The following is an 18719-nucleotide window of genomic DNA, read 5'->3' as shown; positions in this document are numbered from 1 at the left end:
CATCCCGGCCGGACTCAGCCCGCCTTGTTCACCCGCATGTACCAGTCCACCAGCCGGCGGACTTGACGTTCGGTGTAACCGCGTCCGACCATCCGATGCACGAACTCGGTATGCCGCTTCTCCGTCACGCTGTCCTGCTTGGAGCCGAAGCTGATCACCGGAAGCAGGTCCTCGACCTGGCCGAACATCCGCTTCTCGATGACTTCGCGCAGCTTTTCATAGCTTGTCCAGGACGGGTTGCGGCCATGGTTCCTCGCCCGGGCGCGCAACGTGAACTTCACGACCTCGTTGCGGAAGTCTTTGGGGTTGGCAATGCCGGCCGGCTTTTCGACTTGCGACAGTTCGTTGTCCAGCACCTCGCGATTGAGGATCTGGCCGGTATCGGGGTCTTTGTAGTCCTGGTCCTCGATCCAGGCATCGGCATAGGCGATGTAGCGATCGAACAGGTTTTGGCCGTATTCGCTGTAGGATTCCAGATAGGCCTTCTGAATTTCATGGCCGATGAACTCGGCATAACGCGTGGCCAGTTCCGACTTTATGAAGTCGAGATAGGCAGCTTCCGTTTCCTTGGGGAACTGCTCGCGCTTGATCGCCTCCTCCAGAATGTACATCAGATGCACCGGATCGGCGGCCACTTCCTTGGTGTCGTAGTTGAAGGTCTGCGACAGGATCTTGAAGGCAAAGCGCGTGCTGACGCCGTTCATGCCTTCATCGACCCCGGCGGCATCGCGGTATTCCTGAACCGACTTCGCCTTGGGATCTATGTCCTTGAGGTTCTCGCCGTCATAAACGCGCATCTTCGTGTAGAGCGGCGAATTGTCGTGCTCGGCCAGACGGGTCGAGACGGTGAACCGGCTGAGAATGTCGAGAACCTCTGGAGCGCAGGAACTGGAGGCCAATTCGCTTTCGCGCAGCAGCTTTTCGTAGATCTGCCTTTCTTCGGTGACCCGCAGGCAATACGGAACCTTGACCACCAGGATACGGTCGAGGAACGCCTCGTTGTTCTTGTTGTTCTTGAACTGCAGCCATTCCGATTCGTTGGAATGGGCTACGACGATGCCCTGATACGGGAAAGATCCGAAGTTTTCCGTACCGTTGTAGCTGCCTTCCTGGGTAGCGGTCAGCAGCGGATGGAGGACCTTGATCGGCGCTTTGAACATCTCGACGAACTCGAGCAGCCCCTGCGTGGTCCGGTTCAGGCCGCCGCTGTAGGAATAGGCGTCCGGATCGGATTGGCTGAAATGCTCGAGCTGTCTGATGTCGACCTTGCCGACCAGAGCCGAAACGTCCTGGTTGTTCTCATCGCCTGGCTCGGTCTTGGCGATGCCGATCTGGCGTAGCCGCGAAGGCATCAGCTTGACGACGCTGAATTTGGAGATGTCGCCTGACAGTTCGTCGAGGCGCTTGGCCGCCCATGGCGAGATAAGACCGTTCAGCCGGCGCCGCGCGATGCCATACTTGTCCTCTAAAAGGTCGCCCATGCGGTCAGGATTGAAAAGCCCGAGCGGCGATTCGAAAACCGGGCTGATCTGGCCGCCGACCTTCAGCGTATAGATCGGACGCTCCTCCATCAGCTTCTTCAGCCGTTCGGCGAGCGAGGACTTGCCGCCGCCGACAGGGCCAAGCAGATAAAGAATCTGCTTGCGCTCTTCGAGCCCTTGAGAGGCATAGCGGAAATAGCCGGCTATGCGCTCGATCGTGTCCTCCATGCCATAAAACTCGGAAAAGGTGGGATAGACCTTGATTGTCCTGTTCGAGAAAATGCGGCCGAGCCGCTCATCCATGCTGGTGTCGATCAGGGTGGGCTCGCCGATCGCCTCGACCATCCGCTCGGGCGCCGAGGCATACATCGATTTATCCTCGCGGCAGGCAAGGAGATATTGCTGGATGCTTATCTCCTCCTGCGCCGCATTGGTGTAAATCTCCGAAAACAGATCGAAGACGTCGGAGTGGTTCTCGCGCATGGTATTCCTCGCCCCGGCCGGTCTGGTTGCTCTCGCCTCTTCATTCAACTGTCGGAAAGCCTTTGTGGTTCCCTATAACACGTAGTGCGTCTGCGACCGGATGTTAGGGGTCGAGACAGATATCGTGAACGCCTGGAAGTCAGCCAGCGAATGGCTCGCACAATGGAACGTTTCCGAGGGAAGTCCATTCTTCCATCAGCGCTTGCCGAGTGCAACAGCCCGCTGGGTACAAGCTGCCTTTCTGAAGAAATAAACCGCCCGCGCTCATCAGGTTGCCCGCGCTCAGCAGGTTGAATGGCGACGCACAGGTCATTCGGCGAAGAGAGCTGCACTGCGGTGTCCAACCCGGCACCAGGAGCAAGGGAAAGGAGATGTTCCATGTTCGAGAACAGTATGTGGTTGATCGTCGTTGCTGGCGGCCCGCTACTGCTGGCAATCCTGCTCGCCTATGCACTCCTTACGTGGCGACGTCGCGGGCCTGCAGAGCGCAGAGAAAGCGACCGGGCCACCGAGCGACTGTATCGGGAGGAGAAAGACCGCCCGGGCGGGGGCAGCTGAGAACCGTATCGGCAGCCGGACTTTCTGCTAGACTCCGACACTTTCGGGCCAAAGCGCCCGGATTTGCTTCGGCAACGCGTCCCGCACCTTGGCCGACTGGCCGAGGTCGACATGCCTGGCGAGTACCTTGAACACGGATCTCGTCGCATCTTCGGGATTCACGGGTCGAGTGGATTTCATCTCCTCGGCCACCCGCTGCAGGAAATCCTCCAACGATCGGCTGCTCGTCGGCAGATCACGCGGCCGATACCGATCATAGTAGGCTCCCCGCACGAGAAGCGCAGTTCCGCCCCCAGACTGCCACCGCCAGTCAAAGAACCATCCCCTGTGGAGAGGAATTAGTGGATTGAATTCAACGTCTGAAGCGAGGCGATCACCTTCGGGTGTTTGTGGGCTGCATTGTCGGGATGTGCATACCAATCGGCTTCTGTGTCGATCGAAAGCGCCCGACATCCATGCCATTGCGCAGCCTGAAATTAATGCCCATGACTTTAATGCCCATGACTGGACAGCTCCCAAGCGCTCCAAGACTATAGAATCCAGGCGAAGGGCCTTTACGCGTGCAGTTACGAACGGGCATCCCTAAGGAGGCGGCCATGAGGAGCGATACCGAATATCTACGTCACGCCGTGCAGATCGCCACCGAGAGCCGGCCAGTGGCAATCATCCTTTCGGGGCGCTCCTGGTCGGGCCGGAAGGCGACGTGCTGCTTTCGTCGGGCAACACCTACGCGCGGGATCGCGGCGTTGGCCACGCAGAGGCAAACGTGGCCCGCGCGGCCGCGCAGCAATACGAGCCGACCTTTCTCGAGCGATGCACGCTGGTGACCTCGGTCGAGCCGTGCTGCATGTGCGCCGGGGCCTGTTACTGGGCTGGCATCGGCACCGTGGTCTACGGACTCAGCGAAAGGCGGTTGGCCGAGCTAACCGGAGACAATCCGGAGAATGTGACCCTCGATCTGAGTTGTCATCAGGTGTTCGCCGCCGGACGGCGCCATGTAGCAATCCGTGGCCCATTCCCTGAACTCGAAGAAGAGATCGTAAACGACCACAAGGATTTCTGGTGACAGAAACCCATCAATAAGGGACTGCCGTCGGTGAAGCGTCCGTAGCCTCTGCGGCGCCACCAGTTCGAAAGCTCAGTTGCCCGGAACCTTCCTCCCCTCTCGCCGGTTTACCGCAGAGGGGTTGCAAATGAGTCGATATTTCAGCCTGTCAGCTGCGTCATTATTGCTCGCGAGCGGCTCTGCCGGCGCCCAGTCGGTAGCCAGAACTCAGTCGGCACTTGAGCCCGCGGGAGCGGAAGCGCAGCAGATAGCCATACTATTTTGGGTAATGCTAAGCGGCGGCGCCGTCATCTGGCTGGGCGTGGTCGGCCTGCTTCTTCATGCAGCCCTGGTCAATCGCCGCAGGCTGGCCGAAAAGTCCGCCGTCAGGGTCATCCTTTGGGGCGGCGTCGTCTTCCCCTCGGTCACGCTTTGTGCCCTGCTCGCCTATGCGCTGTGGCTGATGCCTGGCCTTCGGCCCTTCGCCCAGGCGAGCTCCGCCGCCCTGCGGATCGAAGTCACCGGCAAGCAGTTCTGGTGGGAAGTTGTCTATCACCCTCCTCAGGGACCGCCGGTCGCGTCCGCCAACGAGATCAGGCTGCCAGTCGGCGAGCGGGTCGAATTGACCCTGAAAAGCGCCGATGTGATCCATTCCTTCTGGATCCCACCGCTCGGCGGCAAGATGGACATGATCCCCGGCCGCACCAACAGGCTTTCGATCATGGCCACGAAACCTGGTATATTCCGCGGGCCGTGCGCGGAATATTGCGGCACGTCTCACGCCCTAATGGCTTTCTCGGCCGTCGCGATGGCGCCTGAAGCATTCCGGTCCTGGCTTGCCGTCCAGGCAATTCCCGCGGAAGGGGCCGGCGCAAGCGGCGGCGCGCTGTTCCTGCGCCATGGCTGCGGGTCCTGCCATTCCGTCGCGGGCACCGATGCGCGCGGCCTGATCGGCCCGGACCTTTCGCATGTCGGTTCCCGCGCCACCGTCGCAGCCGGAATCCTGCCCAACACCGAAGACGCCGTCGCCCGCTTCATCGCCCGGCCCGACCTGATCAAGCCCGGCTCCAGCATGCCGGCCTTCGACATGTTGCCGCCGGACGACATTCGCGCCATAGCCGCCTGGCTGAGAGGCCTGCAATGAGCGGTGCGGTCAAGGAGCGTTCGCCGGAAGAATACAAGGCGCAGGAAGAGCGGCTGCGCGCCGTCTGGGCCAATCCGGCCGGCTGGCGCTACTGGACCTCGGTGAACAATTACCAGATCGGCCTCTGGTACGGCTCGGCCGCCTTCGCCTTCATGCTGTTTGCCGGCGTGCTCGCGCTCATGATGCGGCTGCAGCTCGCCGTACCCGACAACGACTTCCTGTCGGCCGACTTCTTCAACCAGGCTTTCACCCTGCACGGCACTGCGATGATGTTCCTGTTCGCGGTGCCGATCTTCGAAGCGGTCGCGATTTTCCTGCTCCCGCCGATGCTGGGCGCGCGCGAGATGCCGTTTCCGCGCCTCGGAGCCTTCAGTTTCTGGAGCTTTTTGCTCGGCGGCATCTTCGTCTGCGGCTCGATCTTCTTCAATGCGGCGCCGTCGGCAGGTTGGTTCATGTATCCGCCGCTCGCCACCGACAAGGAGTTCTCCGGCATTGGCGCCGACATCTGGCTGCTCGGCCTTTCCTTCATCGAAGTCGCCTCGATCGCTGCCGCCGTCGAGCTCATCGTCGGCATCATGAAATGCCGCGCGCCGGGCATGCGCATCAACCTGATGCCGCTCTTCGCCTGGTACCTGCTGATCGTTGCCGGAATGATCCTGTTCGCCTTCCCGCCGCTGATCGCCGGCGACCTCCTGTTCGAGATGGAACGGATGTTCGATTGGCCGTTCTTCGACGCGGCGCGTGGCGGCGACCCGCTGCTGTGGCAGCATCTGTTCTGGATATTCGGCCATCCCGAGGTCTACATCATCTTCCTGCCGGCCATCGCGCTGATGGCCATGATCGTGCCGACTTTTTCGCAGCGTCCGATCGTTGGTTATTCCTGGATCGTGCTCGCGGCAGTGGGGACGGGGTTCCTCTCCTTCGGCCTGTGGGTACACCATATGTTTGCGACAGGCCTGCCGCAGATCTCGCTGGCCTTCTTTTCGGCGGCCTCCGAGGCGGTGGCGATCCCGACCGGCGTGCAGATCTTCGTCTTCATCGCCACCATGCTGGCTGGCCGGGTGATCTTCTCAACCCCGATGCTTTTCGGCGCCGGAGGGCTTGCCATTTTCGTCATCGGCGGACTGACAGGCGTCATGGTGGCGCTCGCACCCTTCGACTGGCAGGCGCACGACACCTATTTTATCGTTGCGCATCTCCATTATGTGCTGATCGGCGGCATGCTTTTCCCGGTCGTGGCCGGGCTCTATTACTATTACCCGCTGATCGACGCGAAGAAGCTATCCGACCGTCTGGGACGGCTCGCCTTCTGGCTGATGTTCGGCGGCTTCAACATCGCCTTTTTCCCCATGCATCTGAGCGGCTTGCGCGGCATGCCCCGCCGCGTCTTCACCTATCCAGCCGAAATCGGTTGGGATTGGCTGAACCTGATCTCGACGGCCGGAGCCTTCATTTTCGCCGCGGGCGTGCTGGTGGTCGGCTTCGACGTGCTCAGGCCCAAGCACCGGCAGCCGCGCGGCGAATTCAACCCGTGGAATGCCGGCACCCTGGAATGGATTTCCGAGCCGGAGGAGAACTGGGGCGTCCGCTCGATACCCATCGTGCGCAGCCGCTACCCTTTGTGGGACCAGAGGGATCTTGCCCGCAAGGTCAATGAAGGCCGCTATTACCTGCCCGACGCGGAAGAGGGATGGCGCGAGGGACTGGTTACCACCGTGCTCGACGCCGAACCCATCCAGGTGCTGCGCGTCGGCGGCACTTCCCATGTCACCATCGTCTCGGCGCTTTCTCTCGGGGCCGCCTTCATCGCGCTTACCTTCCACTGGTGGATCGCGACGGCGCTGGCCGCAATAATCTGCTTTTGCGCCGTCATCTATTGGCTCTGGACGGGCACTGGCGAAATCCCCGAGAAGCCGGAAAAGGATGCGGGCTTGGGCCTCAGCCTGCCGCTTTATGCCTCCGGCCCCGATTCGGTCGGCTGGTGGGCGATGTTCATCACCATGGCGGGCGACGGCACGGCGTTCGCCAGCCTCGTCTTCGGCTATTTCTTCTACTGGACGATCCATGCCGACTTTACCGCGGGGATTGCCGGGCCCGATGCGGTCTGGTCGCTGCTGGCTGCCAGTCTGTTCGCTGCGGCGTGGGGCCTGATGCTGGCGGCCCGCACGTTCAACAGGCGCGGCGCTACGGCCACTATGCGCGGCTTGCTGGTGCTGTCCCTGCTGACGACCGTCGCCGCGTCCGTCACAGGCTTGGCCGCGCCGTTGTCTCCAGGCATGGACCCGACGCGCCACGTCTATCCCGCAATCGTGTGGATCCTCGTGATCTGGGTGCTCGCCCATGCGGCGCTCGGCACGGTCATGCAGGCCTATTGCCTGGCCCGCTCGCTGGCCGGCCGACTGACGCCGAAGCATGACCTGGACCTAAGCAATGTGGTGCTCTACTGGCATTTCCTGCTGATTGCCGCCGTCATCACCTTCGCCATCATTGGCCTCTTTCCGGCAGCGATGTGAGGCGGCGATGTGGCTCGTTCCGAAACAGATCGAGACGCTCTGGACGCTGTTCACCGCGCCGGTGGTGTGGGCTGCGCATTTCCTTGTTTGCTACATCGGCGCGGCGATCTATTGCGCCAAGCCCGAGCTTGTCGGGCTGAGTTTCACCGCTGTGCGCGCCGGCATCGCCGCCGCCACTGTGATCGCCCTCTCGCTGATCGCGCTGTCAGCATGGCTCGCCTGGCGGCAATGGGGCTTCGGCACAGACGATCCGCCGCATGACGATCCGACGAGACGCGACCGGACCCTGTTCCAGGGCTTTGCGACGCTGCTGCTCTCGGGCCTCAGCTTCATCGCCGTGATCTTCACCGCGATGCCCGCATTGTTCGTGACGGAGTGTATCCGATGAGACGCGCCTGCCTCATCCTCGGCATCCTCGTCCTCGCCCTGGTCTGGCTCGGGCCGCTGCTCGATGGCTGGCGGGATTCGTTTTCGGCGCACATGCTGGCGCATATGGGAGTGGTGGCTATCGCCGCGCCGCTGATGGCGATTGGGATCCCGCTCGGCCCGACACCAGATGCAAGCCGGGCGTTCACCCTCGCCCTCCCCGCCTCCCTCGTCGAACTCATAATCGTCTGGTCCTGGCACGCGCCGGCCTTGCGGGCGCTGGCGCAAAGCTCGCTGTTTGTCACCGCTGTCGAGCAGGCCACCTTCCTCGCCGCCGGGCTGTTCCTGTGGCTGGCCTGCCTGCCGCGCCGCGGCTCCGACACCACAGGCAATGCCGCCGGCGCCTTCGCCCTGCTTCTGACGTCCATCCACATGACCTTGCTCGGCGCGCTGCTGGCACTGACCCCGAGGCCGCTTTATGGGACCGGCGAGGTAAGCTGCTTCGGTGTCGCGCTTTCCGCCCAGCAAGATCAGGAACTCGGCGGCGTGATCATGCTTCTGCTCGGCGCTGCGGTCTACCTGGCCGGCGGCGTGACGCTTTTTGCGCGCATCCTCGCCACACCACCGCGAAAGGCGGTATGATGCATATCAGCTGGAAGAAGCTCGCCATAGCGCTTGCCATTCTGCCGTTTGTCGTAGTGCTGGCGGCCTGGATCGGCTTTTTCAATGTCGGTGCCTCGAGCGGCCACTGGAAGATCACGGAATGGTTTCTCCATTTCGCCATGCGATCGGCTGTGCGCACCTATGCCCTGGCGGTCGACGTTCCAGGGGCTCTGCCGCGGCATGCGGTCCAGCCGGCCGCCGGGCATTTCGCGCGCGGCTGCGCCATCTGTCACGGTGCCCCGGGCGAGCCGCGATCTCCTGTCGCCATGAGAATGCTGCCGCAGCCGCCTGATCTTGCCGGGATCATCGGCGAATGGTCGGACGCGGAACTTTTTCGTATCGTCAAGCACGGCGTGCGTTTCACCGGCATGCCGGCCTGGCCGACGCAGGATCGTGACGACGAGGTCTGGGCGATGGTCGCCTTCCTGCGCGAACTGCCGTCGATGGACGAAGCCACCTATCGTGATCTCGCCTATGGCGAAAGGCTTACGCCTCCTGCAGACGCTGCCGGAACCCTGCCGCAAGCGCTCGCGGATTGCGCCCGCTGCCACGGCAAGGACGGCCTTGGGCGCGGTCCCGCGATACCCGTTCTGGCCGGGCAGAGCGAGGCCTATCTCCTTGAAAGCCTGCGTGCCTATGCCGAGGAAGGCCGGGCAAGCGGGTTGATGAGCCTGCCCGCAACTGAGGCAGGGCCTCAGTTCTGGCCGGACCTGGCTAAGCATTTCGCTGCCCTGCCGGCGATGCACCCCGGCGGCGGGGGCGAACCAGCACTTGTGTGGCGCGGCAAGGAAATCGCCGAGAGAGGCGTCAAGGACGCCAACGTGCCTGCCTGTCTCGGCTGTCACGGAAGACAGGACCGCAGCCCGCTCTATCCCTCCATCGCCGGCCAGCCGGCGCGCTATATCGAGGCGCAGCTTGGGCTGTTCAGGGCGGGAAAGCGGGGTGGAACGCGCTTCGGCCATCTCATGGCCAATGCGGCGAAAGGTCTGACGGACGACGACGTCCGCGCGCTTGCGGCCTATTTCTCCCGATCGGCCGCTCCGTCCGCAACCGCAACGCGATAGGCGCGTTTGCGTTCTTTCGACGTTTTCGAGGTTCTGGTGAAAAACTTGCTTGCCGCCCTTCTCATACTGGTCGTTCTTGTCGTCGTCGCCGGAGGAGCGGTCTTCTTCATGTCCCGCGAAGAGGCGACCGTTCCGATCGCGGAGACCTATGGGCCCAACCCGACCCTGCCGGAGCCCAATCCCACCTGGCTGCCGACTGTCCATGTCGCCAAGGCCACGCCGTGGCCGCAGGGCACCAAGCCGACTGCGGCCCAGGGATTTGCAGTCAACGAGTTTGCCGGCGGGCTCGACCATCCGCGCTGGCTGTATGTGCTGCCAAACGGCGACGTGCTGGTGGCCGAGAGCAATGCGCCGCCCAAGCCGGAGGAGGGCTTCAGCATACGCCGCTTCTTCGTCAATTTCTTCCAGAGTCAGGCCGGCGCGGGGACACATAGCGCCAATCGCATCTCGTTGCTGCGCGATCAGGACGGCGACGGGGTGACAGAAACCAAAACCGCCTTTCTCACCGGGCTGTTCTCGCCATTCGGCATGACCCTGCTCGACGGCAAGCTCTACGTCGCCAACGCCAATGCAATTGTGGCCTATCCCTACCAGGAGGGTGCGACCGAGATCACCGCACCAGCGGAGAAAATTGTCGACCTGCCCGCGGGAAGGAACCACCACTGGACCAAGGACGTGACCGCCTCGCAAGACGGCACGAAGCTCTATGCGACGGTCGGATCCAATTCCAATGTCGGCGAGAACGGCTTGGAGGAAGAGCAGAACCGCGCCGCAGTGCTGGAGATCGATCTCGCCTCGAAACAGACGCGTGTCTTCGCCTCCGGCCTGCGCAATCCAAACGGCCTGTCGTGGCACCCGGAAAGCGGCGAGCTCTGGGTCGCCGTCAATGAGCGCGACGAGATCGGCAGCGATCTGGTGCCGGACTACATGACTTCGGTAAAGGATGGCGGCTTCTACGGCTGGCCTTACAGCTATTTTGGCCAGCATGTCGATGATCGCGTCAAGCCACAGCGGCCCGACCTCGTCGCCCAGGCGATCAAGCCGGACTATGCGCTCGGGGCGCACACGGCTTCATTGGGACTGACCTTCAACACAGGCGACCTGTTCGGTCCTCAATACAGGAATGGCGCTTTCATCGGGCAGCATGGCTCGTGGAACCGCAGGCCGCACAGCGGCTACAAGGTGATTTTCGTGCCGTTTACCGGCGGTAGGCCCTCCGGCCCGCCTCAGGACATCCTCACCGGCTTCCTGAGCGAGGACGACAAGGCTTTTGGCCGTCCTGTGGGCGTAGCGATAGACCGGCGCGGCGCACTGCTGGTGGCGGATGATGTCGGCAACAAGGTCTGGCGGGTGGTTCCAGCTCAGACGCAATCGGCCCTTTGAGCGGTTCGTTGAGGCAGCCGCTTATCACCATTCGCATCAATCAATCAGTATCAGTGCATCGCCGTTGCCCGTTACCGGCGCCCGAGCAGGATCGATGTCAGATACATCGGAATCTGATAGCAAGAGGAGCGTCGTCGATCGCCGCGGCGGCGAACCCGGCGGGCAGCCGCGCGGCGATTCTCTTTAACGGAGTGTTCGAATGAGACATGTGTGGCGTTGGTTCGGCCCAGTCGACAAGGTGACCATCGCCGATGCGCGTCAAGCCGGGGCGCAAGGCATCGTCTCGGCCCTTCACCATGTTCCTCACGGCGCCGTCTGGCTGCCCGCCGAAATCGAAAGGCGTCAGCGCGAAGTCGCGTCTTTGCCGGATGGAAGCGCAAGCGAACTGAACTGGGAGATTGTCGAAAGCCTGCCGGTTTCCGAAGCTATCAAGACGCAGGTCGGCGAATGGCGCAGCCATATTGCCAACTACCGGACATCGCTGGAAAACCTGGCGCGAGCCGGCATTTCGGTCATCTGCTACAATTTCATGCCCGTGCTCGATTGGACCCGCACCGATCTTGCCTGGCGCCTGCCGCATGGCGGCACCACCATGCGCTTCGATCTGATCGACTTCGCCGCATTCGACATCCATATCCTGAAACGCCAAGCGGCGCTCGGCGACTACACACCGGAGATCGCCGCCGAGGCGGAGCGCCGATATGCGCAAATGGATGACCGTGCGCGCAAGATTCTGGCAAGAAGCGTCAATTCCGGTCTGCCTGGTTCGACCGAAGACACGTCTCTCGACGGTCTCGCGGCTCAACTGTCAAACTATGACCGTATCGGCGCAACCGCCCTGCGCCGGCATTTCGTCGATTTCCTGGGGGAGGTCGTGCCTTCGGCCGAACGCCTCGGCCTGCGTCTCTGCTGCCACCCCGATGATCCGCCGTTTCCGCTGCTCGGCCTGCCGCGAATCATGTCGACCGAGGCCGACTACAGCTACATTCTGGGCGCAGTCGACAGCCCGGCCAATGGAGCGACATTGTGCACCGGATCGCTCGGCGCAAGAGCGGATAATGATCTGCCCGCCATGATTGAGCGGATGGGGCCAAAAATCCACTTCGCCCATCTGCGCAATGTGCGCAAGGAAGCGGCCGGCACCCCCTGCTCGTTCCACGAGGACGAGCACCTTGCCGGCGACACCGACATGGTGGCGGTGGTGGCGGCGCTGCTCCACGAGGAAGCGCGGCGCAAGATGGAAGGACGCCAGGACGCCGTCATCCCGATGCGCCCCGACCACGGCCAGGATATCCTCGATGACCTGAGGCGCGGGGCGCAGCCCGGCTATCCGGCCATCGGTCGGCTCAAGGGATTGGCCGAGCTCCGCGGAGTCGAACATGCCATTCGCAGATCGACATCAGCTTAGTTCGCCGCGCCCCCTCTGTCCTGCCGGACATCTGTCCGGCAGGACAGAGGAGGGCGCGAAGGATCACTACAGATCAGCATTTATCCTGAGCCGCTGCATTGGGCATTCCGCAGCCGGCCTCCGGCTCGACGGCACCTTCCCCCCATTTGCGCGGACTTGTGTATAATAGCAGTTTGCGGTTTGAGTCCGATTGCAATCCGCAAGCTTGCGCTAGTTATTGGTCCATCCACAGCTGGTGTTGAGAGAAACTCGAGGCAGTTGGGAATTCATACCCTGGGAGGAAGATAAGATGAGAAAATTCGCCGCCGCTCTGGCCGCCGCCGCCACGCTGTATTCGTTCGCCGCGGGCGCGCAAGCCTATCCCGAACGCACCATCACCGTCGTGGTGCCGTTTTCGGCCGGCGGCCCGACCGACACGGTCACGCGCCTCGTCGCGGAAGCCATGTCGAAGGATCTCGGCCAGCAGATCATCGTCGAGAATGTCGGCGGCGCCGGCGGCACGCTGGGCGCCGGTCGCGTCGCCCAAGCCGATCCCGACGGCTATACGCTGCTCCTCCATCACATCGGCATGGCGACAAGCGCCACGCTATACAGAAAGCTCGCATACGACACGTTGAACAGCTTCGAATATGTCGGTCTCGTCACCGAGGTGCCGATGACCATCGTCGGCCGCAAGGACCTCGAGCCGACCGATCTGAAGGGGCTGGTCGACTACGCCAAGGCCAACAAGGATACCGTCACCGTGGCCAATGCCGGCATAGGCGCGGCCTCGCATCTGTGCGGCATGCTGTTCATGAGCGCCATCGGCACGCCGCTGGTCACCGTGCCCTACAAGGGCACCGGACCGGCCATGACCGATCTTCTCGGCGGCCAGGTCGACATCATGTGCGATCAGTCGACCAACACCACCAAGCAGATCCAGGGCGGCACGATCAAGGCCTACGCCGTCACCTCGGCTGAACGCCTCGATGTTCTGCCGGACGTCTCGACGACGACGGAAGCCGGTCTCCCGGAAGTGCAGGTCGGCATCTGGCACGGCCTCTACGCGCCCAAGGGCACGCCGGCCGAGGTCACCGAGCGGCTGTCGAAGTCGCTTCAGGTCGCGCTGAAAGACCCGAATGTCGTCGCCCGCTTCGCCGAGCTCGGCACCAAGCCGTCGTCTGAAGCAGACGCGACTCCGGCCGCGCTGAAGGCCAGGCTGGAAGGCGAGATCGCGCGCTGGAAGCCGATCATCGAAGCCGCCGGCCAGTACGCCGACTGAGGTTTTTACAAACGGGGCGCCCATCAGCGCCCCGTTTTTTTACACCGGCATCGGCGCGCCCGCCGCGCGGGCACTGGGAGGACGTCATGAAACCTTTCACAATCGACACGACCAACGGCATATGCGCCGCGCTGTTCATCTTTCTCGGTGGATTTTTCGCGCTGCAGTCGCTCGACCTCGAGATCGGCACCGCCTTCCGCATGGGACCGGGCTATTTCCCGCTGGTCCTGGCAATCGTGCTGATCCTGCTTGGCGCCATCATCCTCGTCGAAGCGGTGCGCTTCGAAAGCGAGCCGATCGGCCATGTAGCCTGGCGCGGCATGCTGTTCATCCTGCCTGCCCCGATCTTCTTCGGCCTGACCGTGCGCGGCCTAGGCTTCCTCCCCTCGATCTTCCTGACGGCGCTGATCGCATCCTTTGCCAGCGGTCGCATGAGGCCGCTGACTGCGCTCGTACTCTCCGCCGGCCTGACGCTGTTTGCGTTCCTCGTCTTCAGCTATGCGCTCGGCCTGCCGTTCCGGCGCTTCGGCCCGTGGCTGCCTTCCTGGCCGGCATTGTGAGGCGATGAGCATGGAACTCCTCGACAACCTCGCGCTCGGCTTTTCGACGGCCACGTCGCTGGCAAATCTCGGTTTCTGCCTGATCGGCGTCCTTCTCGGCACGCTGATCGGTGTTTTGCCCGGCATTGGCGCCACCGCCACCATCGCCATGCTGTTGCCGATCACCTTCCAGATCGGCGACCCGGTTTCCTCCCTGATCATGCTCGCCGGCATCTATTACGGCGCGCAATATGGCGGCTCGACCACCGCCATCCTCATCAACATGCCCGGCGAATCCTCGTCAGCCGTCACCGCGATCGACGGCTACCAGATGGCCAAGAACGGCCGCGCCGGGGCGGCACTCGCCATCGCGGCGATAGGCTCGTTCTTCGCCGGCACGGTGTCGACCTTCCTCGTCGCCATCTTTGCCCCGCCGCTGACGGCGATCGCGCTGCAATTCGGCGCGGCCGAGTATTTTTCGCTGATGATCGTCGGCCTCGTCTCGTCCGTCGCGCTCGCCCACGGCTCGATTGTCAAGGCGCTGGCGATGGTCGTGCTCGGCCTGCTGCTCGGCATTGTCGGCACCGACATCTACACCGGCACGCCACGCTTCACGCTCGGCATCCGCGAATATGCCGACGGGCTGAATTTCGTCGCGGTGGCGGTCGGCGTCTTCGGCGTCGCCGAGATCCTGCGCAACCTCGAAAACGAGCACGAGCGCTCGGTGATGATCCGAAGGGTCTCCGGCCTGATGCCGACCCGCGAGGACTTTCGCCGCATGGCGGCGCCGATCGTGCGCGGAACCATCATCGGTTCGGCGCTCGGCATCCTGCCGGGGGGCGGCGCGATCCTTGCAGCCTTTGCCTCCTACACGGTCGAAAAACGCATCTCGAAAAACCCCGGGGAATTCGGCAAGGGCGCCGTCGAAGGCGTCGCCGGACCGGAATCGGCCAACAATGCCGGTGCGCAGACCTCCTTCATCCCGATGCTGACGCTCGGCATTCCGGCCAACCCGGTCATGGCGCTGATGATCGGCGCGATGATCATCCAGGGCATCGTGCCCGGCCCCAATGTCGCGACCGAACAGCCGGCGCTGTTTTGGGGCATCATCGCCTCGATGTGGATCGGGAATCTGATGCTGATCATCTTGAACCTGCCGCTGATCGGGCTTTGGGTGAAACTCCTGACGATCCCGTATTACGTGCTCTTCCCGATCATCATGGCGTTCTGCTCGATCGGCGTCTACAGCGTCAACACCAACATCTACGACCTCTACGCCGTCGCCTTCTTCGGCTTGCTCGGCTATCTCCTGACCAAGCTGCGCTGCGAACCGGCGCCGCTGCTGCTCGGCTTCGTGCTCGGCCCGCTGCTCGAGGAAAACCTGCGTCGCGCGATGATTCTCGCGCGCGGCGACCCGACCACCTTCGTCACGAGGCCGATCAGCGCCGGCCTGCTCTTCATCGCGCTCGCCGTGCTCGTCATCGTCTTCCTGCCGGCGGTTAAGAAAAAGCGCGAAGAGGTGTTTGTGGAGGAGAATTAGCGAGAGTCAAGCGGCCGCCCGTCGACCGGCGCGGCCGCCGATGCGGGCCCCGGTTTCCGAATCGAACAGAAAGACGGCGGTATCCTGGAAGGTGATGCCGATCGGCTCATCCATGTCGTAGTGCGCCGATTTATCGGCCTTGACGGTTACGGTGGCCCCACCGAACTGGCAGGTGATCAAGGTATGATCGCCGATCAGTTCCACGGCATAGACCCGCGCCGCAATCTTGCCTTCCGATGGGCCCGTGACCCGGCAATCCTCGGGTCGGAGGCCGGCAGTGACCTTTTTCCGGCTTTCGGCAACGCTGGTCGCAAATCGCCCTTCCGTGCAGGCGAAGCTACCCTCGACCAGCTCGCCCCTAAGAAAATTCATCGGCGGCGAGCCGATGAAGCCGGCGACGAACAGGTTCGCCGGATCGTCGTAGATCTGACGGGGCGTCGCGATCTGCTGCACGACGCCGCGGTTCATGATGGCAACACGGTGAGCCAAGGTCATGGCTTCGATCTGATCGTGGGTGACGTAGATCGTCGTCACGCCCAGATCGGCCTGCAGGCGTTTCAGCTCCGAGCGCATGTGGCCACGCAGCTTGGCGTCGAGATTGGAGAGCGGCTCGTCCATCAGGAAGACGCTCGGCCGCCGCACCATGGCGCGGGCGAGCGCGATCCGTTGCCGCTGACCGCCGGAAAGCTGCCGTGGATAGCGGTCGAGGAACTCCTCGAGATGCACCTTGACGGCGGCGCTGCGCACGGAGGCGTCGCGATCGGCGCGCGGCACGCCCCGCAGCTTCAGCGGATATGCGATGTTCTCAGCGACGGTCATGTGCGGATAGAGCGCGTAGGACTGGAACACCATCGCCACGTCGCGATATTTGGGCAGCACATGGGTGACGTCGCGGTCTCCGATGAGGACGCGCCCGGAACTCACCGATTCAAGCCCGGCGACCATGCGCAGCGCCGTCGTCTTGCCGCAGCCTGAAGGGCCGAGCAGCACCAGGAACTCGCCGTCCTCGATCTCCAGGTCGAGCCCTTTGACCACCTCGACCGCGCCGAAGGACTTGTAGATATCGGACAGGGTGACCCGCATAATGACTAGCCCTTCACTGCGCCGACAAGCAGTCCGCGCGCGATGTGCTTCTGCAGGATGCTGGAGATGATGATCACGGGGGCGATCATCACGGTGATCAACACCGACATGTTCCACCATTGCGGCCCGCGGGTCGTGTTCTGTGCCGATACCAGAACCGGCATGGTCTGCGCATCGGCATTGGAGAGGAAGAGGGCCAGCAGATACTCGTTCCAGGCAAGGATCAGTACCAGCAGGAAGGTCGCGACCAGGCCGGACCGCACCAGCGGCAGCGCGATGGTGAAGAAAACGCGGAACTTGGAGGCCCCATCTATTTGTGCGCTCTCCTCGAGGTCGAGCGGGATGCCGGCGAAGAAATCGCGCGTCAGCCACACGACGATCGGCAGGTTGATGGCGGTGTAGGTGGCGATCAGCGCCACCTGCGTGTCTAGCAGGCGCATCTGCTGGAACATCACGTAGATCGGCAACACGGCGACGATCGGCGGCATGATACGGTTTGAGATGATCCAGAACTCAATATCGCTGTTGCCGACCGCAAGCTTCGTGCGTCCAAGGAGCGTGAACAGCGCAATGACGAAGAGGGCTGCCGCCACAACAATGGCGATCTCCCACCGCACGCCGAAAGTGGCCACCGCCACGATGATTGCGGTGAGCAGGATCAAGAAGATTGCAACGGCGGCGAGCTTCACCTGGAAGCGGATACGCACGAGCGCGTAGGCCGCCAGCGAGCCGATCAGGACTGCGAGCAGTGTGCTAGCGACCGCGACAACGACCGAATTCATGTAAGGGCGCAGCGTGTAATTCTGCACGAGCATGAAGTCCCATGCCTGAAGCGAGGGAGCAAAGTCGACGAACGGGAGATAGAACGGCCCGTTGTCGACCTCTCCGGGCCCCTTGAAGGACGTGATGAACACCCAGTAGAGAGGAATCACCACAACCAGCGTCCACAGGAACAACAGCACATAGGTCACCACCCTGGCGACCGGCGCCTGACTATCGATCGAGGCCGGCTCGAACAGCCGGCGCGCCAGCGAGCGCGGCTCGGCGCTCATGCTTCGAACCGGCGCGCCGGCCGGACCACGAAGTTGAAGAACGAGACGCATACGATGGTCGAGATGAAGAGCAGCATGTAGCCGATAGCCGCCGAGCCACCGAGATCCTGGGTGCGCCAGGAAATGAAGGAATGGAGCGTCATCGATTCCGTCGCCAGGCCGGGACCGCCGCCGGTGAGCACGTTCGGCAGGTCGATGATCTTGAAAGCCTCGATGAGCCGGATCAGCACGACGGTAGCAGCAATCGGCGCGATCGCTGGCCAGGTAATGTCGCGAAAAATCTGGAAGCCGTTGGCGCCGTCAAGCCGCGCCGCCTCGACCTGATCGCGCGGCTGGTTCTCAATGGCCGCCAGCAGCACGATGAACATGAACGGCGTCCACTGCCAGGTGTCGCCGACCAATACCATCAGCCGTGCCGACCAGGCCTCCGTCGCCCACGACCACTCGCTGATGCCGAAAGCGCGCACGAGCGGGGCGAAGGGCCCCTTCTGCATGTCGGCGAGCATGCGGAAAGTGTAGGCGATGCCGACCGGGGTCACCATCAGCGGGATGAAGAAGAGGACGCGAAAGAAATTCCGGCCACGGATCGGCTGGCCGCACAGCAGCGCTAGGCCCAGTCCCAGTGCGAACTGCACGGACACGCCGACGAACACGTAGAGAAGCGTATTGACGACAGTCCCTGGCACGCCGCCCGGCGCCATGGGGGCCAGCGCAAGAACCGCCAAGCCCATCGCCATCGCCGTCGCGAGAAGGCGACCAACCGTGCCGACGACGGTCGGCCTGCCACGCAACAAGTAGCGGGCGAGGAGGAAAAACAGCCCTGCCGCGATCAAGGCCAGCAAAGCGAATTGGACAAAGCCGAACGTGCCAAACTTACCGAGCAGGTGATACTGCTGCGAGCCGACCAGCAGCTTGCGGAAGTTCAAAAGTCCGATGAATTTCAGCGTGAATCCGCCCGGCGCGAGCGCAAAGCGCGAAAGCGCGAGATAGGCCGATATGATGAGCGGAAAAATCGCGAAGCAGAGAAGCACGATGACGGCTGGCAGCACCATGATCCGGCCCGAGTGACCGTCCAGCCATTCGGCCCAGCTGCGGCGGTCGGCAGCGTCTGGCATGGTGTCGGTTGCGGTCATCAT

Annotated in this window: 17 protein-coding genes; 12 read left to right on the top strand and 5 right to left on the bottom strand. The window is 62.9% G+C overall.

The genetic code is table 11. The annotated features are described in order from the left end of the window. Positions 1-14: 14 nt before the first annotated feature. Positions 15-1964 carry a PrkA family serine protein kinase gene (locus NMG70_RS24670; protein ID WP_254026931.1) on the bottom strand — a complete coding sequence of 650 codons (1950 nt, stop codon included), beginning with the start codon at positions 1962-1964 and terminating at the stop codon, positions 15-17. 378 nt (positions 1965-2342) lie between these two features. Between NMG70_RS24670 and NMG70_RS24665 the strand changes: the two genes are divergently transcribed. After that, positions 2343-2522 carry a hypothetical protein gene (locus NMG70_RS24665; RefSeq protein WP_254026930.1) on the top strand — a complete coding sequence of 60 codons (180 nt, stop codon included), beginning with the start codon at positions 2343-2345 and terminating at the stop codon, positions 2520-2522. Between the two features lie 27 nt (positions 2523-2549). Here NMG70_RS24665 and NMG70_RS24660 read toward each other — a convergent pair whose 3' ends face one another. Beyond that, the gene (locus tag NMG70_RS24660) at positions 2550-2975 is read right to left on the bottom strand and encodes a DUF2267 domain-containing protein (RefSeq protein WP_254027005.1); all 426 of its coding nucleotides are present in this window, start codon (positions 2973-2975) and stop codon (positions 2550-2552) included. Between the two features lie 160 nt (positions 2976-3135). Here NMG70_RS24660 and NMG70_RS24655 point away from each other — a divergent pair, with 160 nt between their 5' ends. The 11 genes from NMG70_RS24655 (at position 3136) to NMG70_RS24605 (ending at position 15448) form a co-directional block, all read left to right on the top strand. Continuing rightward, on the top strand, positions 3136-3588 hold the full coding sequence (locus NMG70_RS24655; protein ID WP_254027004.1) for a nucleoside deaminase: 453 nt from the start codon (positions 3136-3138) through the stop codon (positions 3586-3588). 127 nt (positions 3589-3715) lie between these two features. Then, positions 3716-4711 carry a cytochrome c oxidase subunit II gene (gene coxB / locus NMG70_RS24650; protein WP_301555181.1) on the top strand — a complete coding sequence of 332 codons (996 nt, stop codon included), beginning with the start codon at positions 3716-3718 and terminating at the stop codon, positions 4709-4711. After that, positions 4708-7224 (top strand): cytochrome c oxidase subunit I, encoded by a 2517-nt coding sequence (gene ctaD / locus NMG70_RS24645; RefSeq protein ID WP_254026929.1) that lies wholly within the window; start codon positions 4708-4710, stop codon positions 7222-7224. Before coxB ends, ctaD begins: the two co-directional genes overlap by 4 nt. A gap of 7 nt (positions 7225-7231) precedes the next feature. Further along, the gene (locus NMG70_RS24640; RefSeq protein ID WP_254026928.1) at positions 7232-7612 is read left to right on the top strand and encodes a hypothetical protein; all 381 of its coding nucleotides are present in this window, start codon (positions 7232-7234) and stop codon (positions 7610-7612) included. Then, a complete protein-coding gene (locus NMG70_RS24635; protein ID WP_254026927.1) occupies positions 7609-8232 on the top strand; it encodes a cytochrome c oxidase assembly protein in 624 nt (207 codons plus the stop codon). The genes NMG70_RS24640 and NMG70_RS24635 overlap by 4 nt, the downstream gene beginning before the upstream one ends. Continuing rightward, positions 8229-9317: a c-type cytochrome gene (locus tag NMG70_RS24630; RefSeq protein WP_254026926.1), complete on the top strand. Its 1089-nt coding sequence runs from the start codon at positions 8229-8231 to the stop codon at positions 9315-9317. The genes NMG70_RS24635 and NMG70_RS24630 overlap by 4 nt, the downstream gene beginning before the upstream one ends. 108 nt (positions 9318-9425) lie before the next feature. Then, positions 9426-10700: a PQQ-dependent sugar dehydrogenase gene (locus NMG70_RS24625; protein ID WP_254027002.1), complete on the top strand. Its 1275-nt coding sequence runs from the start codon at positions 9426-9428 to the stop codon at positions 10698-10700. A gap of 199 nt (positions 10701-10899) precedes the next feature. Next, the gene (uxuA, locus tag NMG70_RS24620; protein WP_254026925.1) at positions 10900-12108 is read left to right on the top strand and encodes a mannonate dehydratase; all 1209 of its coding nucleotides are present in this window, start codon (positions 10900-10902) and stop codon (positions 12106-12108) included. 289 nt (positions 12109-12397) lie between these two features. Continuing rightward, positions 12398-13369 (top strand): tripartite tricarboxylate transporter substrate-binding protein, encoded by a 972-nt coding sequence (locus NMG70_RS24615; RefSeq protein WP_254026924.1) that lies wholly within the window; start codon positions 12398-12400, stop codon positions 13367-13369. 86 nt (positions 13370-13455) lie between these two features. Continuing rightward, positions 13456-13929 (top strand): tripartite tricarboxylate transporter TctB family protein, encoded by a 474-nt coding sequence (locus NMG70_RS24610; RefSeq protein ID WP_254026923.1) that lies wholly within the window; start codon positions 13456-13458, stop codon positions 13927-13929. A gap of 10 nt (positions 13930-13939) precedes the next feature. Continuing rightward, positions 13940-15448, top strand: coding sequence for a tripartite tricarboxylate transporter permease (locus NMG70_RS24605; RefSeq protein ID WP_254026922.1), 1509 nt, complete (start codon positions 13940-13942; stop codon positions 15446-15448). 6 nt (positions 15449-15454) lie between these two features. Here NMG70_RS24605 and NMG70_RS24600 read toward each other — a convergent pair whose 3' ends face one another. From NMG70_RS24600 to NMG70_RS24590, 3 genes are read right to left on the bottom strand one after another with little or no spacing between them, the layout of a single operon-like run. Further along, entirely contained in the window at positions 15455-16531 is a 1077-nt protein-coding gene (locus NMG70_RS24600) for an ABC transporter ATP-binding protein (protein ID WP_254026921.1), read from the bottom strand. A gap of 5 nt (positions 16532-16536) precedes the next feature. Next, positions 16537-17583: a carbohydrate ABC transporter permease gene (locus NMG70_RS24595; protein WP_254026920.1), complete on the bottom strand. Its 1047-nt coding sequence runs from the start codon at positions 17581-17583 to the stop codon at positions 16537-16539. Next, positions 17580-18716 carry a carbohydrate ABC transporter permease gene (locus NMG70_RS24590; protein WP_254026919.1) on the bottom strand — a complete coding sequence of 379 codons (1137 nt, stop codon included), beginning with the start codon at positions 18714-18716 and terminating at the stop codon, positions 17580-17582. The genes NMG70_RS24595 and NMG70_RS24590 overlap by 4 nt, the downstream gene beginning before the upstream one ends. Positions 18717-18719 lie beyond the last annotated feature (3 nt).

Source organism: Mesorhizobium ventifaucium, from assembly GCF_935822925.1.
GTDB classification, from domain to species: domain Bacteria; phylum Pseudomonadota; class Alphaproteobacteria; order Rhizobiales; family Rhizobiaceae; genus Mesorhizobium; species Mesorhizobium ventifaucium.
Note: the sequence above shows the minus strand (reverse complement) of the source record. Positions and strands in the feature narration are given on the sequence as shown.

Bases quoted from the DNA above. Each gene is read 5' to 3' on its own strand.
- NMG70_RS24670 (WP_254026931.1), bottom strand. From the start codon at position 1,964: ATGCGCGAGAACCACTCCGACGTCTTCGATCTGTTTTCGGAGATTTAC.
- NMG70_RS24665 (WP_254026930.1), top strand. From the start codon at position 2,343: ATGTTCGAGAACAGTATGTGGTTGATCGTCGTTGCTGGCGGCCCGCTA.
- NMG70_RS24660 (WP_254027005.1), bottom strand. From the start codon at position 2,975: ATGTCGGGCGCTTTCGATCGACACAGAAGCCGATTGGTATGCACATCC.
- coxB (WP_301555181.1), top strand. From the start codon at position 3,716: ATGAGTCGATATTTCAGCCTGTCAGCTGCGTCATTATTGCTCGCGAGC.
- ctaD (WP_254026929.1), top strand. From the start codon at position 4,708: ATGAGCGGTGCGGTCAAGGAGCGTTCGCCGGAAGAATACAAGGCGCAG.
- NMG70_RS24640 (WP_254026928.1), top strand. From the start codon at position 7,232: ATGTGGCTCGTTCCGAAACAGATCGAGACGCTCTGGACGCTGTTCACC.
- NMG70_RS24635 (WP_254026927.1), top strand. From the start codon at position 7,609: ATGAGACGCGCCTGCCTCATCCTCGGCATCCTCGTCCTCGCCCTGGTC.
- NMG70_RS24630 (WP_254026926.1), top strand. From the start codon at position 8,229: ATGATGCATATCAGCTGGAAGAAGCTCGCCATAGCGCTTGCCATTCTG.
- NMG70_RS24625 (WP_254027002.1), top strand. From the start codon at position 9,426: ATGTCCCGCGAAGAGGCGACCGTTCCGATCGCGGAGACCTATGGGCCC.
- uxuA (WP_254026925.1), top strand. From the start codon at position 10,900: ATGAGACATGTGTGGCGTTGGTTCGGCCCAGTCGACAAGGTGACCATC.
- NMG70_RS24615 (WP_254026924.1), top strand. From the start codon at position 12,398: ATGAGAAAATTCGCCGCCGCTCTGGCCGCCGCCGCCACGCTGTATTCG.
- NMG70_RS24610 (WP_254026923.1), top strand. From the start codon at position 13,456: ATGAAACCTTTCACAATCGACACGACCAACGGCATATGCGCCGCGCTG.
- NMG70_RS24605 (WP_254026922.1), top strand. From the start codon at position 13,940: ATGGAACTCCTCGACAACCTCGCGCTCGGCTTTTCGACGGCCACGTCG.
- NMG70_RS24600 (WP_254026921.1), bottom strand. From the start codon at position 16,531: ATGCGGGTCACCCTGTCCGATATCTACAAGTCCTTCGGCGCGGTCGAG.
- NMG70_RS24595 (WP_254026920.1), bottom strand. From the start codon at position 17,583: ATGAGCGCCGAGCCGCGCTCGCTGGCGCGCCGGCTGTTCGAGCCGGCC.
- NMG70_RS24590 (WP_254026919.1), bottom strand. From the start codon at position 18,716: ATGACCGCAACCGACACCATGCCAGACGCTGCCGACCGCCGCAGCTGG.